This is a genomic window from Burkholderia sp. lig30, from assembly GCF_000687455.2.
GTDB lineage: Bacteria > Pseudomonadota > Gammaproteobacteria > Burkholderiales > Burkholderiaceae > Burkholderia.
On sequence record NZ_JGVW01000002.1, the window covers coordinates 1 to 15,102 of the forward strand.

Here is a 15,102-nt window from a genome sequence, read left to right on the forward strand (position 1 = left end):
GACGCAGACGCAGACGCAGACCGCGACCTCGACCGCGACCTCGACCTCGACCTCGACCTCGACCTCGACCTCGACCTCGACCTCGACCTCGACCTCGACCGTGCCGGCCACGACCACCGCAGCGCGGGCCACGCCCTCCACTCCGGCGAAGGCCGCGAACTCCGACACCGCGCCGGGCGCGTCCGCACCTCCAACCGCACCCTCCAGGGCTCCGCGCCTCGTTTCGCATCTCGACTGCGCGATGGTCAAGCCCGACTACCCGCCGCAGTCGCTTCGGCTCGGCGAGGCCGGCACCGCCGTCGTCGAACTCGAGACCGACGCCAGCGGGCGGGTCGCCGCCGCGCGCGTCGTCGCCGGCAGCGGATCCGCGCGGCTCGACGAAGCCGCGCGCGATGCAGTGCTGGCGAGCCATTGCTCGCCCTACACGGAGAACGGCACGGCCCGTCCGGCGCGGGCCCGCGCCCCCATCACCTTCAATCTCGACGAATGACAGGAGACGCCACCATGCCCGCTTATGGAATGACCCATCTGTGGTCGCAAGGAGACACGATGACGCGCGCCGTCGCATTGCTGCTGGTCGCGATGTCGCTCGCGTCGTGGACGGTGATCGTCCTCAAGGCGATCGAGCTGGGTGGCATCCGGCGTCGCGCGGGCCATGCGGAAGCACGCTTCTGGGATGCCGACGGCATCGGCGCCGGCATGCGCGCGCTGGGCGACCCGGGGACGCCGTTTTTCGATCTCGCGAGCGCCGGGCAATCCGCGATGGCGCATCACGAGGCGAGCCGGCACCGGCTGCACGACCGGATCGACGCGAGCGACTGGCTGTCGCGCAGCTTGAGAACCTCGGTCGAGGACACCGCGACGCGGCTCCAGCGCGGGCTCGGCCTGCTCGCGTCGATCGGCAGCACGGCGCCGTTCGTCGGCCTGCTCGGCACGGTCTGGGGGATCTATCACGCGCTGCTGGCGCTCGGCGCGAGCGGCGACGCGAGTCTGGACCGCGTCGCAGGGCCGGTCGGCGAGGCGTTGATCATGACCGCGTTCGGACTGTGCGTCGCGATTCCGGCGGTGCTCGGCTACAACACGCTCGCGCGCCTGTCGCGGGACATCGTCGGGCGGCTCAACCGCTTCGCGTACGGCTTGCACGCGTTGCTGCTGACCGGCAGCCGCCCCGCGACGGTCACGCGGCCGGGCGTGCGTGCGGCGGGCGAACGGGAGCACGCATGAACGGCGAATGCTACGGCCACGACGAAGAAGGCGTCGCGCTGGCCGCCGAGATCAACATGACGCCGCTGATCGACGTGATGCTGGTGCTGCTGGTGGTGTTCATGGTGACGCTGCCGGTGCTGCATCACGCCGCGAAGATCGCGCTGCCGCACGCGAGCAGCCAGCGCGAGGACCTGCGAGCGCCGCACGTGACGATCGGCATCGACGCGGACGGCCGCATCAGCTGGGATGCGCGCGCCGTATCGGAAGCGGAGCTGGCGTCGCGGCTCGCGTCCGCCGCACGGCAGACGCCGCAGCCGGAGATACGCGTGGCAGCGGACCATGCGGCGCAGTACGGATGGGTGGCGAAGCTGCTGTCGTCCGCGAACGCGGCCGGACTGTCGAAGGTCGGCTTCGTCACCGACCCTGCTGCCGCGCAGAAGTAGAACGAAATCGCGGGCCATGGCGATGCACGTCGCCGCAGTGGCGCAATGCGTCGCGGCAACGACGACGCGGCGAGGTGCGCGTGGGTGGGCCGCGCACGATGCGCGTTCACCCGCTTGCCGGCTGTGCGCGTGAGCCCCTGTTCCCGCGCGAGCCGGCTGCGTCGCGCCCGGCCGATGCCGCGGCGCGCACGACGACGTGCCGTCAGCCGTCGTCGGCTCTCCCATGCAGTCCTTTCAGGCTCTTGATCACGCCCAGCAGCGCGCGTCCGTGCTCCTCCGAGCCGTCCCATGCGTCGACGATCGCGTCGCGCAGCAGTTCGTTGTAGCCGGCCGCGCGCCGGCTCGACGGATGGGGCTCGACACCATAGAAACTGCATAGCTTATTGAATGGCGCGCTGCGGCGCAGCCGGCGCCCGTCCGACAGGCGAAGCCGCGAGACCGTCGGCTGGCTGACCCCGGAAAGCCTTGCAATTTCGCTGGACGAGCGGGTATCTGCCGTCAACCGGCTCAACAGGTCTGTTACAGGAAAATCAGTGTCTGGGGCTTCCATGTCATGCATTATACATATACAGTAACGCCTATTGAATGGCTCGCTGTCTCTGGCGGGCGGCAGCACCCCGAGAAAGTCGATGACACTGAAACACCTACCGCCCACGTTTTGCTGGACCAAGATCGGTACCGAGTCCGGCGAAGAGCTTCCCGCCGTCGTACTTCGCAAGGAGTGGGAGCGCAGGCTGGGCGGCGGGCGGTTTCTGTGGGGCATCAGCCAGTCGCTCGGCAACAGCGCGCAGATCGCCGCGCATCGCACGGGTTCGCTGCTCGCGCTGTTCTCGCCGGTCGCGGGCAAGTCCCGGCCGGCAGGCGGGCGGCGCGAGCGCATGCTGCTGTGGCATGCGTGGGTCGACGCCAGCGGCCAGGTGCGCCAGCTGCCGCCGCACACGTTCATTACGAGCCGCGCGACGCTGCCTTCCGGCCGTTCCCGGCAGCATCACTACGCGCTCGTGTGCGCATCGCCGACCGAGCTGAGCGTCGGCACCCGGTTGCGCGTGTATCCGGAGCGGCTGCGCAGCGTGAGCACCGGCCGTCCGCTCGGCGCCGCGCAGGGCGTGGCGGTCGTCGATTGCATCGGGCGGGCCGGCGAGCAGACGGGCAAGCACTATCCGCTCGCGCTGTCGGTCGAGCTGGAGGCGCCGTATGTCGTGCGCCTCGCACAGCCGAGCGTCCTGAAGGCGCGCGATCTCGCGGCCATCCACAAGGCGACGCGGGATGGCGATTTCGACAAATTCGTGGAATTGGTAACGCGCTTGCGCAACCTGCCGTCGAGCGAGCAGGCGCGCGGCTTCACGCGGGATCTGTTCGACCTGCCGTCGGGCGAATCCGCGGTGCCGTTCGTCAACGTGGCGCAGGCGAAGCGTCTGCGCGGCCGCGCGTCGGCCGAGCTGGCGCGTGGTTTTACGCGGGATCTTTTCGATATGACGCCGTGCGATGCCGCAGGGGCATTCGGCGGTGTGACGCTGGCGCGCGCCGGCCGTGCGTGACGACGGCGGGCTTCACGCAGCGACGAGACGGAGCATGTTCATGCCGATTCACACCTGTTCGCGGGAAGCCCAGGCCGCACAGTATTTCGTCAACGCGACGCGCAACGTCGATCAGGCGTTTCGCGCGGTGCGCGGCGACGCCGATGACGAGGCGCCGTCGGTCGAATACGCGATGGCGATGTCCCGGCTCGACCGCGCGCTCGACGAGCTGGCGCGGGCGCAGGCGTGGTTCGACCAGGTGGTCGACAGGGATCTGCGCCGGCGCAACTGAGCTTGCCCGGCATCGCGCGCCCGCGCGCGGGCGCATCGCCTCTCAAGCGGTTTGTCTGCCTTCGACCGGGTATCCGGGGTCGGTATAGCCGGGCGTCGACGCATGCCCCGGCGGCACCAGCCCGTCGACGAACGCTTCGTCGTCCGGCCCGAGCGCGAGTGTCAGCGCATCGACATAGCTGTCCCAGTGCGCTTCGGTGCGCGGCCCTGCGATGGCCGCGCTGACGAGCCGGTTCTTCAGCACCCACGCGAGCGCAAAGGCGATCGACGTCGTGCCGCGCGCGGCCGCATGCGCGGCCACCTGCTGCGCGATCTTCAACGATTCCGGCCGCCATTCGGTCTGCCGGATGCGCCGGTCGCCGCGGCCCGCGCGCGAATCGGCGGGCACGGGCGCGTCTGGCGCGTATTTGCCGGTCAGCACGCCGCGCGCGAGCGGGCTGTACGGCACGACGCCGATGCCGTAATGCGCGGCGGCCGGCAATTGCTCGACCTCGGCCGTGCGATCGACCATGTTGTAGAGCGGCTCGCTGGCGACGGGGCGGTCGATGCCGAGCTGGTCGGCGAGGCGCACGATCTCGGCGATGCGCCAGCCACGGAAGTTCGAGACCCCGTAGTAGCGCACCTTGCCCTGGCGGATCAGGTCGCCGATCGTGCGCATGCCTTCTTCGAGCGGCGCATCGGCCAGCGCGCGATGGAAATAGAGAATGTCGATGTAGTCGGTGCCGAGCCGTTTCAGGCTCGCGTCGACCGACTGAGCGATCCACTTGCGCGACTGGCCCTGTTCGTTCGGACCTTGCCCGCCCGGATAGCCGAACTTGGTCGCGACGACCCAGCTGTCGCGGCGCGCCGCGATCGCGCGCCCGACGATCGATTCCGAGCGCCCCGCGTGATAGACGTCGGCGGTGTCGATGAAATTGATGCCCTGATCGAACGCCTTGTCGATGATGCGGGCCGACGTCGCTTCGTCGGTCTCTCCGCCGAACATCATCGTGCCGAGACACAGCGGCGACACCTTGAGGGCGCTGCGCCCCAGATACCGGTAATCCATTGACAGGCTCCATGCGGGCGCGTGCCCGCGAAATCGTGTGGGGAACGGAGCGGCCCGGCGCTCAGACGCCGGCCTCGTCGAACGCGCGTCGCGCGATCGCCAGCGCCGAGCTGGCGGTGGGCCAGCCCGAGTAGAACGCGAGATGGGTGATCGCCTCGATCAGCTCGTCCCGCGTGACGCCGTTGTCGAGCGCCTTCTTCAAATGAAACGGCAGTTCGTTGACGCGGTAGAGCGCGACCAGGCTCGCGACGGTAATCAGGCTGCGGTCGCGGGGCGACAGGCCCGGTCGTTGCCAGACGTCGCCGAACAGCACGTTGTCGGTGTAATCGGCGAGTGCGGGCGCGATGTCGCCGAACGCGCGGTGCGCGTCGGTGGGGACTTGGGACATGGGGGATCTCCGGGTAGGCAGTTTCGCTCGACGAAGCGGAGCGCGTGCGTATCGCCGCGCGTCGGGTCGCCGCGACGCGGCTGTCCGCGCAACGCGGGCGCTCGGGTCGAGTTCACGGGGATCTTATGCGCCGTGCCGGCCGTTGATAATGCCCAATAAATCGCATGCAGCTAGAAAGGGCATTCATCAAACGTGGGGCGCCGTGCGGCGACGACACGAACGGGCGGGCGGCGGCCGTTGCCGGCGACGCGTGCGCGCGGCGTTCGCCGCGCGGGCCGCTCAGGGGCGGTAGCGCAGCGCGTCGATGATCAGCGCGAGCGCGCGCGACGATTGGCGGCGGCTCGGGTAGTAAAGGTGCTGGCCGGGGAAGGTCGGGCACCAGTCGTCGAGCACCGGCACGAGCCGGCCGGCCGCGACGTGCGGCTCGGCCAGCTCGGCGGGCACGAACGCCAGGCCGTAGCCGGCTACCGCCGCCTCGACGAGCTCGTATGCGCCGCTGAACGTCACCTGGCCTTCGACGCGGACCTGGAGTGCCTGGTCGCCTTTCTTGAGCTCCCACGCGTAGATCGCGCCATGCGTTGGCAGGCGCAGGTTGACGCAGTCATGTTTGACGAGATCCTGCGGCGTTTCCGGTGCCGGGCGCTGCGCGAGATAGGCGGGCGCGCCGACGATCGTCATGCGCATGTCCGGCGCGATGCGTACCGCGATCATGTCCTTTGCGACCTGATCGCCGAGGCGCACGCCGATGTCGTACCGTTCCGCGACGATGTCGCGCAGCACATAGTCGGACACGAACTCGACCTTGATGTCGGGATACTGCCGCAGCACCGGCGCGAGCTTTGGCCACAGCAGGGCCCTGATCGCATAGTCGGTCGCGGTGATGCGGATCGTGCCGGCCGGCTTGTCGCGAAGCTCGGCCACGGCGGACAGCTCCGCGTCGATTTCGTCGAAGCGCGGCGCGAGGTTCTGCAGCAGGCGATCGCCCGCTTCGGTCGGGGAGACGCTGCGGGTCGTGCGGGTCAGCAGCCGCACGCCGAGACGCGACTCGAGCGCGCGGATCGTGTAGCTCAATGCCGATTGCGACACGCCGAGCTGCGCGGCCGCGCGCGTGAAACTGCGCTCGCGCGCGACTGCAATGAAGGCCAGCAGGTCCGCATAGTTGTCGCGCGGCATCGATCGTTCCGGGTGATAGGTTGATGCGCATCCTATCACTCGGCTGCGCGGCGGCGCACGCGATGGATTGGCTCAGGCCTGAGCGAAACCGAGCCAGACCGAGCTGGCGGCGGGAAAGATGGCCGGGCGTGGCCGCTTCGGTGCAACGTCGGCGGCGCGCGTTACGCCGCGCGCGTCGGCGCATGCGTCCGGCTCGCGACGTCCGTGTGCTTCCGGTACGCGTAGCCGTCGCGCTGAAACGCCGTCGCGAAGAACAGCACCTGATACTGGATCGCGTTCGCCCAGTAATCCCACGTGTGGCCGCCGGGGCGCTCGGTGTAGTCGTGCGGCACGCCGAGCTGGACGAGGCGCTGGTGCAGCGTGCGGTTCGACGTGACGAAGGAATCGTCGACGCCGCAGTCGATCGTCAGGTCGACGTGCGCGTGCGCGAAGCGGCGGACGCTCTCGACGATCGCGTTGCGGTTCCAGAACGACGGATGCCGCACGGGATCGCCGAACACGTGATCGATGCCGGGCTCGTCCTCGCACGCGCGCGGATCGACCGCGCCGCTGATGCTGCCCACCGCGCCGAACGTGTCGGGCTGGTCGAGCGCGATGCGCAGCGCGCCGAAACCGCCCATGCTGAGCCCGGTGATCGCGCGCGCGCGTTTTGCGGCGACCGTGCGGAAATGCGCATCGACGTAGGACACGACTTCCTTGCCCACGTAGGTTTCATAGCGGCTGCCCGAATCGAACGGGCTGTCGATGTACCAGCTTTCGCGGCCGCCGTCGGGCATCACGAGGATCACGTGATAGCGGTCCGCGAGATCGCCGATGCGGGTGTTTTCGGTCCAGTCCGCATGGTTGCCGCCGGAGCCGTGCAGCACGTAGACGGCCGGAAAGCGTTCGTTCCGGTTGCCGTGCGCATAGTCGTCCGGCAGCACGACGGTTGCGGCGAACGATTCCTGCATCGTGGCGCTCGGGATCGTGACGATCCGCGACTGGTACGCATGAGCCGGCCCGGCGAGAACCAGCAGCAGGATGAGCCAGAAGGCGCGAACTGTATTCATGGGTCGTCGCTCCCGTCGTGTCTGCCTGGGCGTCAGGCGTCCGTTCCGCATTCGCGGCACCACGTACGAGATGACTGTACCAACCGAGCCTTTCAGCCATATTTCGGTGTTGCGTCGCAGCCGATTTGACGGGGCAGGGCGGCTCGAGGCTGGCCGCATCCGGGGCCGACCGGCCCGGGCGAGCGGGCCTCGGCGCGGCCCTGCGCCGCCGGGACCCGTCAGGACACGTTGTCGGCCGCCGTCAACCGACCGCCGGCCTGGGCATCATCGTCCGCCGCGAGCGCTTCGAGCGCAACTCCCTTGGTCTCGATTCCTAGCGTCCATACGGCGAGCGCCGCCGCCGCGAACGACAGTGCGCCGAGCGTGAACACGCCGCCCTGACCGAACACGGGCAGCACGATGCCGACCACGTACGGCCCGATCAGCGAGCCGACGCGCCCGATGGCCGACGCGAACCCGGAGCCCGTCGCGCGCGCGCCGGTGCCGTACAGTTCCGGCGTATACGTGTAGAGCACCGCCCACATGCCGAACAGGAAGAACTGCATCGCGAGGCCGGTGCCGACAAGCAGCGTGACGCTGCCGCCATACAGCGCGCTCTGGCCGTACAGGTAGGCCATTGCGCCGCCGCCGAGCAGCGACGCGATGCAGGTCGGCTTGCGTCCCCAGCGCTCGACGAGCCATGCGGCGCACAGAAAGCCGGGCACGCCGCCGAGCGAGATCAGCACCGTGTAGAACACCGACTGCGTGACCGCGAAGCCTGCCTGCTGCAGCAGCGCGCCGAGCCACGACGTGAGCCCGTAGAAACCGAGCAGCGCGAAGAACCACAGCAGCCAGACCATCGTCGTGCGGCGGCGATACGCGCCGCTCCAGATCTCGCGCAGCGCGCCGTGGCCGCGCGGCTTCGCCGCTTCGGTGTACCGCGCAGCCGGCGGCAGCGTCGCGACGCCGGCCGAGCGCATCACCTTTGCCTCGATCACGCGCATCACGGCGTCGGCCTGCGCGTGCCGGCCCGCGTGCTCGAGCCAGCGCGGCGACTCCGGCACGATGCGGCGCACGACCAGCACGAACACCGCCGGAATCGAGAGCAGCGCGAACACGGTGCGCCAGCCGAACTGCGGCAGCACGAAGTAGGCGACGATGCCGGCCGTGATGAAGCCGAGCGGCCAGAAGCCGTCCATCAGCGCGATCAGGCGGCCGCGCTTCGCGGCGGGCACGAATTCGGACAACAGCGTCTGCGCGACCGGAAACTCCATCCCCATGCCGATTCCCAGCAGCACGCGATAGACGATCAGCGCGTCGACGCTTTGCGCGGTCGAGCACAGATACGATGCCGCGCCCCACAGCACCATGCTCCATTGAAAAACGGGCCGGCGCCCGAAGCGGTCGGCGAGCAGGCCCGCGACCGCCGCGCCGAGCACCATGCCGAAGAAGCTGGCGCTCGCGACGAGGCCGGCCGCCGCGGTCGAGAGACCGAACTCCTTCCGGATCGAGCCGAGCACGAACGTCATCGTGCCCAGATCGACCGAATCGAAGAAGAACGCGATCGCGATGATGAAGAAGATCAGCTTGTGATACCCGGAAAACGGCAGGCGTTCGAGCCGGGCGGCGGCGCTGGCGCGCGCGGGGGAGGCGGTAGCGTCTGGCATGGCGTCCTCTGAGGAAAAAAAGGCCTCGAAGCACGATGCTTCAAGGCCCCGAATCCTCAGTAGACGCAATCAAAATTCGCCGCACTGGCGGAAAAACGTCGCCGGCTTGAGCAAATGCGTCATCGGCGGGCGTCAGTTCTTCAGCCGGTAGCCGGTACGGAAGATCCACGCGACGATCGCGAGCAGCACGCCGAGGAACAGCGTGGTCGCGCCGAGGCTGATGCCGACGTGGACGTCCGCGATGCCGTAGAACGACCAGCGAAAGCCGCTGATCAGGTAGACGATCGGGTTGAACAGCGTGACGATGCGCCAGAACGGCGGCAGCATGTCGACCGAATAGAAGCTGCCGCCGAGGAACGTCAGCGGCGTGATGATGAGGAGCGGCACGAGCTGGAGCTTCTCGAAGCTGTCCGCCCAGATGCCGATCACGAAGCCGAACAGGCTGAACGTGACCGACGTGAGGACCAGAAAGAGCACCATCCATACCGGATGCAGCACGTGCAGCGGCACGAACAGGCTCGCCGTCGCGAGGATGATCAGGCCGAGCAGGATCGACTTCGACGCGGCCGCGCCGACGTACGCGACGACGATCTCCCAGTACGACACGGGCGCGGACAGCAGCTCGTAGATCGTGCCGGTGAAGCGCGGGAAGTAGATGCCGAACGACGCGTTCGAGATGCTTTGCGACAGCAGCGACAGCATCACGAGGCCGGGCACGATGAACGAGCCGTAGCCGATCCCGTTCACGTTGCTGATGCGCGAGCCGATCGCGGAGCCGAACACCACGAAGTAAAGCGACGTCGAGATCACCGGCGCGATGATGCTCTGCATCAGCGTGCGCCGGGTGCGGGCCATTTCTGCGCGATAGATCGCGCGGATCGCGTGGAGATTCATGATGCGTTCGCCTTTCGTGCGCCGTTGCGGCGGTTGTCGATCAGACTGACGAAGATGTCCTCGAGCGAGCTTTGCGTCGTCTGCAGATCGCGAAAGCCGATGCCCGCCGCGCCGAGCGCGTGCATCAGCGACACGATGCTCGCGTCGTCGCGCTGCGAGTCGTACGTGTAGACGAGCGCCGCGCCGCCGTCCGCGAGTTCGAGGCCGAACGGCGCAAGCGCGGGCGGCAGTTGCGCGAGCGGCCGCTCGAGCAGCAGCGTGAGCTGCTTCTTGCCGAGCTTGCGCATCAGCGCGTGCTTGTCCTCGACGAGCACGAGCTCGCCGCCGTGGATGATGCCGATCCGGTCGGCCATCTCCTCCGCTTCCTCGATGTAGTGCGTCGTCAGCACGATCGTGACGCCGCTTTCGCGCAGCGCACCGACGAGCCGCCACATGTCGCGGCGCAGCTCGACGTCGACGCCGGCCGTCGGCTCGTCGAGGAACAGGATGCGCGGCTCGTGCGACAGTGCCTTCGCGATCATCACGCGGCGCTTCATGCCGCCCGACAGTGTCATCAGCTTGTTGTCGCGCTTGTCCCAGAGCGACAGGTCCTTCAGCGTCTTCTCGATGTGCGCGGGATTCGGCCGCTTGCCGAACAGGCCGCGGCTGAACGAGACGGTCGCCCAGACGGTCTCGAACGCGTCGGTCGTCAGCTCCTGCGGCACGAGGCCGATCATCGTGCGCGCCGCGCGGAAGTCGTTCAGGATGTCGTGGCCGCCGACCGTCACGCGGCCCTCGGTCGGCGTGACGATGCCGCAGATCGCGCTGATCAGCGTCGTCTTGCCCGCGCCGTTCGGGCCGAGCAGCGCGAAGATTTCGCCGGCGCGGATATCGAGGTTGACGTGCTTCAGCGCCTGGAACCCGGACGCGTAGGTCTTGGACAGGTTCGACACGGACAGGATCGGTGGCGTGCTCACGGGCGTGGTCCGGAATGGGAGAGGGCGGGTGCCGGCGCGATGACGCGCGCGAGCGGGCGGCGGGTGGTGCGGTGCGTGTGCGTGTGCGGCATCGGGCATCCGTCGAAGCGATGGGATCGCTATCTTAGCAATGGTGGGGGGAGTCGGGTTGCACCCGGGGTTCGTGCATGCAGCAGGCATGCGCGAAGGGGGGGATGCGGCCATTGGGGAGAACAATCGCACGGATTGGACGGCGTGGATGAACAAACGCCGCTGACAGCAACTGTCAGCGGCGTTCGCTGCATAGTAAGCCGGTCAGCTCGGCTCGCCATGCGTCATACCCTCTCCATCGCACCCGCGCGCATCACGCGTGCACGGGCTTGCTCTCCACGGCGCCCCCCCGCGCCGGCGCCCCGTTCGCCACGTAATACCGCACATCCGCGCGCGCCAGCGGCGCGCGGCCCCGAATCCTGTCGGCGATCTTCTCGGCGATCATGATCGTCGGCGCGTTCAGGTTGCCGGTCGTGATGACCGGCATGATCGACGCATCGACCACGCGCAGTCCGTCCACACCATGCACGCGGCCCTCGCTGTCGACCACCGCCATGCCGTCCTCGCCCATCCGGCACGAACACGACGGATGGAACGCCGTCTCCGCGCGTGCACGCACGAAGTCGTCCAGTTCCTTGTCGCTCTTCAAATCCGCGCCCGGATTCAATTCGCGGCCGCGGAAGCGGTCGAGCGCCGGCTGGCGCATGATCTCGCGCGTCGCGCGGATCGCGTCGCGGAACTCGCGCCAGTCGAGCGCTTCGGCCATGTAGTTGAACAGGATGCCCGGATGATCGTGCGGGTCGCGCGAACGCAGTTTCACGCGGCCGCGGCTCGGCGAGCGCATCGAGCCGACGTGCGCCTGGAAGCCGTGCATCTCGATCGCGTTCGAGCCGTTGTAGTTGATCGCGACCGGCAGGAAGTGATACTGGACGTTCGGCCACAGGTCGTCGTCGCGGGTGCGGATGAAGCCGCCCGCCTCGAAGTGGTTGCTCGCGCCGAGGCCCGTGCCGTTGAGCATCCATTCGAGACCGATCTTCGGCTGGTTCCACCACTTGAGCGCCGGGTACAGCGAAACCGGCTCCCTGCATTCGTACTGGATGTACATCTCCAGATGATCCTGCAGGTTCTGGCCGACGCCGGGCAGGTCGAGCACCACGGGGATATCCAGCTCTTTCAGCCACGCGCCGGGGCCGACACCCGAGCGCTGCAGCAGTTGCGGCGATGCGATCGCGCCGCTGCACACCAGCACCTCGCGGCGCGCATGCGCGGTGATCCGCTCGTCGCCGCGCAGGAACGCGACGCCGGTCGCGCGCTTGCCGTCGAACAGCACGCGGTCGGCGAGCGCATGCGTGACGATCTCGAGGTTCGGCCGCGCGCGGGCCTGGTCGAGATAGCCGCGCGCGGTGCTCGCGCGCCGGCCGCGCGGCGTGACGGTGCGGTCCATCGGCCCGAAGCCTTCCTGCCGGTAGCCGTTCAGGTCGTCGGTGCGCGCATAGCCGGCCTGCACGCCCGCTTCGACCATCGCCTCGAACAGCGGATTCACGCCCGGCTTGCTGGTCGTGACCGACACCGGGCCGTCGCCGCCGTGATAGTCGTTCGGGCCGACGTCGCGCGTTTCCGCCTTCCGGAAATAGGGCAGGCAGTCGAGGTACGTCCAGTTCTCCAGGCCCGGGTGCGTCGCCCAGTTGTCGTAGTCGAGCGCATTGCCGCGGATGTAGCACATGCCGTTGATCAGCGACGAGCCGCCGAGCCCCTTGCCGCGCCCGCATTCCATCCGACGGTGGTTCATGTGCGGCTCGGGCTCGGTCTCGTACGCCCAGTTGTAGCGGCGCCCCTGCAGCGGGTACGCGAGCGCGGCCGGCATCTGCGTGCGGAAGTCGAGCCGGTAGTCCGGCCCGCCCGCTTCGAGCAGCAGCACGGTGACGTCCGGGTCTTCGGTCAGGCGCGTCGCGAGCACGTTGCCCGCGGAGCCCGCGCCGCAGATGATGTAGTCGAATTCACGCGTCGTCATCACGCACGCCCTCCTCAGAATACGGGTTGGTAGCGGCCGAGTTCGACCTGCACCGATTTGATTCGAGTGTAGTGTTCGAGCGTCGAGATGCCGTTCTCCCGTCCGACGCCGGATTGCTTGTAGCCGCCAACCGGCATCTCGGCCGGCGACTCGCCCCACGTGTTGATCCAGCAGATGCCGGCTTCGAGGCGATGGATCGCGCGATGCGCGCGCGCCAGATTCTCGGTGACGACGCCGGCCGCGAGCCCGTAGTGCGTGTCGTTCGCGCGCGCGATGACTTCGTCCTCGGTCTCGAATTCGAGGAGGCTCATCACCGGCCCGAAAATCTCCTCGCGGACGATCTTCATGTCGTCGCGGCAGTCGCCGAACACCGTCGGCGCGACGTACTGGCCGTGCGCGAAATGCCCGTCGGTCAGGCGCGTGCCGCCCGCGAGCAGCGTCGCGCCCTCGGCACGGCCGCTGTCGATGTAGCCGAGCACCTTGTCGAGCTGCGCGGCGGACACGAGCGGGCCGAAGTTCGTGCCGGCATCGGTCGGGCGGCCGACGCGGATGCGCGCGACGCGTTCCAGCACGCGCGCGGTGAACGCGTCCTTGATCGAGCGGTGCACGAACACGCGCGTGCCGTTGGTGCAGACCTGGCCGGCGCTGAAGAAGTTGGCGGTCACGGCGATGTCGGCGGCGCGCTCGAGATCGGCGTCGTCGAACACGATCAGCGGCGACTTGCCGCCCAGCTCCATCGTCACTTCCTTCAGCGACGACGCGCCGGCGAGCGACATCACCTTCTTGCCGGTCTCGACGCCGCCGGTGAACGACACCTTCGCGATGCCGGGGTGGCCGGCGAGCAGCGCGCCGACCGCGCCGTCGCCCTGCACGACGTTGAACACGCCGGCCGGCACGCCGGCCTCGGTGTAGATCTCGGCGAGCTTGAGCGCCGACAGCGGCGTGACTTCGCTCGGCTTGAAGATCATCGCGTTGCCGGCCGCGAGCGCCGGCGCGGTCTTCCAGCAGGCGATCTGGATCGGGTAGTTCCATGCGCCGATGCCGGCGCACACGCCGAGCGGCTCGCGGCGCGTATAGACGAACGACTCGGGGCGCAGCGGAATCTGCAGGCCCTCGATCGCGGTCGCGAGGCCGGCGTAATACTCGATCACGTCCGCGCCGGTGACGATGTCGACCGCGCGGGTCTCGGCGATCGGCTTGCCGGTGTCGCGCGTTTCCAGATCCGCGAGCGCGTCGTTGCGCTCGCGCAGCAACTCGACCGCGCGGCGCAGGATGCGCGAGCGCTGCATCGACGTCATCGCGGCCCACTCGCGCTGGCCGGCCTGCGCGGACGCGACCGCGCGCTCGACGTCGGCCGCGCTCGCCTGCTGGACCTGCGCGAGCAGCTCGCCCGTCGCCGGATCGAAGGTGTCGAATGTCTTGCCGCTGGTGGCGTCGGTGTAACCGCCGCCGATGTAGAGGCGCTGCAAACCGTATACAGACATGAAGATCTCCTTTGAGGCGACCGCGGGCCGCGTCACGCGTGCGACGCGAGCAGCAGATCGATGTAGTCGTTGGCGAGCCGCAAGGCCGCCCGGGTGTCGAACGGGCCGCCGGCGAGCGCGCCGCGCAGCCACAGGCCGTCGATCAGCGCGGCGAGGCCGCTCGCCGCGTGCCGGGCCTTCGCGCGCGGCAGCGCCTTCGCGAATTCCGCGCACAGATTCGAGTAGAGACGCCGCGTGTTGACGCGCTGCAGGCGGCCGAGCGACGGCGTATGCATGCTCTGCGACCAGAACGCGAGCCAGGTCTTCATCACCGGCGCGCTGATCTGCGTGTCGTCGAAATTCGCCGCGACGATCGCGCGGAGCCGCGCGCGCGGCTCCTTGCGCGCCGCGACGCGGCGGCGCGTCGTGGCGGCCCACAGATCGCGCAGCACGTGGCGCATCGTGGCTTCGAGCAGGCCGTCCTTGTCGCCGAAATAGTGGCTGACGATGCCCGTCGAAATGTTCGCCCGTTGCGCGACCGACGCGAGCGTCGTGCCCGGCAGGCCGGCTTCGTCGATCGTGCGCAGCGTCGCGTCGATCAACTGCGCGCGGCGGATCTCCCGCATTCCGACTTTCGGCATCGAGGCTCCTTGTTGCTCGCTCGGCAGGGTGATGGAGAACGACAGGATATCTTTTTTTTATTGATCGTTCAATCAACAAAAAACGGGGCGAGGTCGTGTCGGACCTCTGTGGCTCGCGCGTCTGCGCCGTGGCCGTACGCGGGATGTCTCGGCGAGCGCCGGCCGCGCGCGCTCGATGTGGCCGGCGCAGAACGGGGGGCGAAACCGGATCAGGGCGGGGCCGCGCGGCCGGTGGCGAATGCCGGGGGTGATGTCAATCGGGCAGGCCGGCCTCGCCGCGCATGCGCAGCGCTCATCCGCGACAGCCTGGGCGGATGAGCGCGGGCGCGCGCGTCAGAAGCGATGC

16 protein-coding genes are annotated in these 15,102 nt (G+C 68.7%); 5 read left to right on the forward strand and 11 right to left on the reverse strand.

What is annotated here, in order from left to right:
- Positions 1 to 241: 241 nt before the first annotated feature.
- Genes LIG30_RS00050 through LIG30_RS00060 form a run of 3 tightly spaced genes read left to right on the forward strand, consistent with a single transcriptional unit; the run spans position 242 to position 1,649 of the window.
- The gene (locus tag LIG30_RS00050) at positions 242 to 490 is read left to right on the forward strand and encodes an energy transducer TonB (protein ID WP_051994801.1); all 249 of its coding nucleotides are present in this window, start codon (positions 242 to 244) and stop codon (positions 488 to 490) included.
- Positions 491 to 504: 14 nt separating this feature from the next.
- On the forward strand, positions 505 to 1,224 hold the full coding sequence (locus LIG30_RS00055; protein ID WP_038708551.1) for a MotA/TolQ/ExbB proton channel family protein: 720 nt from the start codon (positions 505 to 507) through the stop codon (positions 1,222 to 1,224).
- The gene (locus tag LIG30_RS00060) at positions 1,221 to 1,649 is read left to right on the forward strand and encodes an ExbD/TolR family protein (protein ID WP_038708553.1); all 429 of its coding nucleotides are present in this window, start codon (positions 1,221 to 1,223) and stop codon (positions 1,647 to 1,649) included. The genes LIG30_RS00055 and LIG30_RS00060 overlap by 4 nt, the downstream gene beginning before the upstream one ends.
- A gap of 202 nt (positions 1,650 to 1,851) precedes the next feature.
- Here the strand turns inward: LIG30_RS00060 and LIG30_RS00065 are convergent, their stop codons facing one another.
- Positions 1,852 to 2,199: a helix-turn-helix domain-containing protein gene (locus LIG30_RS00065; protein WP_038708569.1), complete on the reverse strand. Its 348-nt coding sequence runs from the start codon at positions 2,197 to 2,199 to the stop codon at positions 1,852 to 1,854.
- A gap of 79 nt (positions 2,200 to 2,278) precedes the next feature.
- On the opposite strand from LIG30_RS00065, the gene LIG30_RS00070 reads away from it, so the two are divergent.
- Positions 2,279 to 3,187 (forward strand): hypothetical protein, encoded by a 909-nt coding sequence (locus LIG30_RS00070; RefSeq protein WP_038708571.1) that lies wholly within the window; start codon positions 2,279 to 2,281, stop codon positions 3,185 to 3,187.
- A 40-nt stretch (positions 3,188 to 3,227) separates the two neighbouring features.
- The gene (locus LIG30_RS00075; protein ID WP_038708572.1) at positions 3,228 to 3,458 is read left to right on the forward strand and encodes a hypothetical protein; all 231 of its coding nucleotides are present in this window, start codon (positions 3,228 to 3,230) and stop codon (positions 3,456 to 3,458) included.
- Between the two features lie 42 nt (positions 3,459 to 3,500).
- Here the strand turns inward: LIG30_RS00075 and LIG30_RS00080 are convergent, their stop codons facing one another.
- The 10 genes from LIG30_RS00080 to betI all read right to left on the reverse strand — a co-directional run bounded on the left by LIG30_RS00080 (position 3,501) and on the right by betI (position 14,756).
- Positions 3,501 to 4,505: an aldo/keto reductase gene (locus tag LIG30_RS00080; protein WP_038708554.1), complete on the reverse strand. Its 1,005-nt coding sequence runs from the start codon at positions 4,503 to 4,505 to the stop codon at positions 3,501 to 3,503.
- Positions 4,506 to 4,566: 61 nt separating this feature from the next.
- A complete protein-coding gene (locus LIG30_RS00085; RefSeq protein ID WP_038708556.1) occupies positions 4,567 to 4,893 on the reverse strand; it encodes a carboxymuconolactone decarboxylase family protein in 327 nt (108 codons plus the stop codon).
- Between the two features lie 279 nt (positions 4,894 to 5,172).
- Positions 5,173 to 6,066, reverse strand: coding sequence for a LysR family transcriptional regulator (locus tag LIG30_RS00090; protein ID WP_038708558.1), 894 nt, complete (start codon positions 6,064 to 6,066; stop codon positions 5,173 to 5,175).
- Positions 6,067 to 6,227: 161 nt separating this feature from the next.
- Positions 6,228 to 7,115 carry an alpha/beta hydrolase gene (locus tag LIG30_RS00095; protein ID WP_038708560.1) on the reverse strand — a complete coding sequence of 296 codons (888 nt, stop codon included), beginning with the start codon at positions 7,113 to 7,115 and terminating at the stop codon, positions 6,228 to 6,230.
- Positions 7,116 to 7,333: 218 nt separating this feature from the next.
- Positions 7,334 to 8,761 (reverse strand): MFS transporter, encoded by a 1,428-nt coding sequence (locus tag LIG30_RS00100; RefSeq protein WP_038708561.1) that lies wholly within the window; start codon positions 8,759 to 8,761, stop codon positions 7,334 to 7,336.
- Positions 8,762 to 8,893: 132 nt separating this feature from the next.
- Complete coding sequence (locus tag LIG30_RS00105; RefSeq protein WP_038708563.1) at positions 8,894 to 9,655, reverse strand: ABC transporter permease; 762 nt, start codon at positions 9,653 to 9,655, stop codon at positions 8,894 to 8,896.
- Positions 9,652 to 10,611 (reverse strand): ABC transporter ATP-binding protein, encoded by a 960-nt coding sequence (locus tag LIG30_RS00110; protein ID WP_038708565.1) that lies wholly within the window; start codon positions 10,609 to 10,611, stop codon positions 9,652 to 9,654. Before LIG30_RS00110 ends, LIG30_RS00105 begins: the two co-directional genes overlap by 4 nt.
- Positions 10,612 to 10,954: 343 nt before the next feature.
- Positions 10,955 to 12,652 (reverse strand): choline dehydrogenase, encoded by a 1,698-nt coding sequence (betA, locus tag LIG30_RS00115; RefSeq protein ID WP_038708567.1) that lies wholly within the window; start codon positions 12,650 to 12,652, stop codon positions 10,955 to 10,957.
- Positions 12,653 to 12,666: 14 nt separating this feature from the next.
- Positions 12,667 to 14,136: a betaine-aldehyde dehydrogenase gene (gene betB, locus LIG30_RS00120; RefSeq protein WP_038708575.1), complete on the reverse strand. Its 1,470-nt coding sequence runs from the start codon at positions 14,134 to 14,136 to the stop codon at positions 12,667 to 12,669.
- A gap of 32 nt (positions 14,137 to 14,168) precedes the next feature.
- A complete protein-coding gene (gene betI / locus LIG30_RS00125) occupies positions 14,169 to 14,756 on the reverse strand; it encodes a transcriptional regulator BetI (RefSeq protein ID WP_038708568.1) in 588 nt (195 codons plus the stop codon).
- Positions 14,757 to 15,102 lie beyond the last annotated feature (346 nt).

Coding starts and splice junctions, on each gene's coding strand:
- LIG30_RS00070 (WP_038708571.1), top strand. CDS start 2,279: ATGACACTGAAACACCTACCGCCCACGTTTTGCTGGACCAAGATCGGT.
- LIG30_RS00105 (WP_038708563.1), bottom strand. CDS start 9,655: ATGAATCTCCACGCGATCCGCGCGATCTATCGCGCAGAAATGGCCCGC.
- LIG30_RS00055 (WP_038708551.1), top strand. CDS start 505: ATGCCCGCTTATGGAATGACCCATCTGTGGTCGCAAGGAGACACGATG.
- LIG30_RS00065 (WP_038708569.1), bottom strand. CDS start 2,199: ATGGAAGCCCCAGACACTGATTTTCCTGTAACAGACCTGTTGAGCCGG.
- LIG30_RS00050 (WP_051994801.1), top strand. CDS start 242: ATGGTCAAGCCCGACTACCCGCCGCAGTCGCTTCGGCTCGGCGAGGCC.
- LIG30_RS00090 (WP_038708558.1), bottom strand. CDS start 6,066: ATGCCGCGCGACAACTATGCGGACCTGCTGGCCTTCATTGCAGTCGCG.
- LIG30_RS00060 (WP_038708553.1), top strand. CDS start 1,221: ATGAACGGCGAATGCTACGGCCACGACGAAGAAGGCGTCGCGCTGGCC.
- betA (WP_038708567.1), bottom strand. CDS start 12,652: ATGACGACGCGTGAATTCGACTACATCATCTGCGGCGCGGGCTCCGCG.
- LIG30_RS00095 (WP_038708560.1), bottom strand. CDS start 7,115: ATGAATACAGTTCGCGCCTTCTGGCTCATCCTGCTGCTGGTTCTCGCC.
- betB (WP_038708575.1), bottom strand. CDS start 14,136: ATGTCTGTATACGGTTTGCAGCGCCTCTACATCGGCGGCGGTTACACC.
- LIG30_RS00080 (WP_038708554.1), bottom strand. CDS start 4,505: ATGGATTACCGGTATCTGGGGCGCAGCGCCCTCAAGGTGTCGCCGCTG.
- LIG30_RS00075 (WP_038708572.1), top strand. CDS start 3,228: ATGCCGATTCACACCTGTTCGCGGGAAGCCCAGGCCGCACAGTATTTC.
- betI (WP_038708568.1), bottom strand. CDS start 14,756: ATGCCGAAAGTCGGAATGCGGGAGATCCGCCGCGCGCAGTTGATCGAC.
- LIG30_RS00085 (WP_038708556.1), bottom strand. CDS start 4,893: ATGTCCCAAGTCCCCACCGACGCGCACCGCGCGTTCGGCGACATCGCG.
- LIG30_RS00100 (WP_038708561.1), bottom strand. CDS start 8,761: ATGCCAGACGCTACCGCCTCCCCCGCGCGCGCCAGCGCCGCCGCCCGG.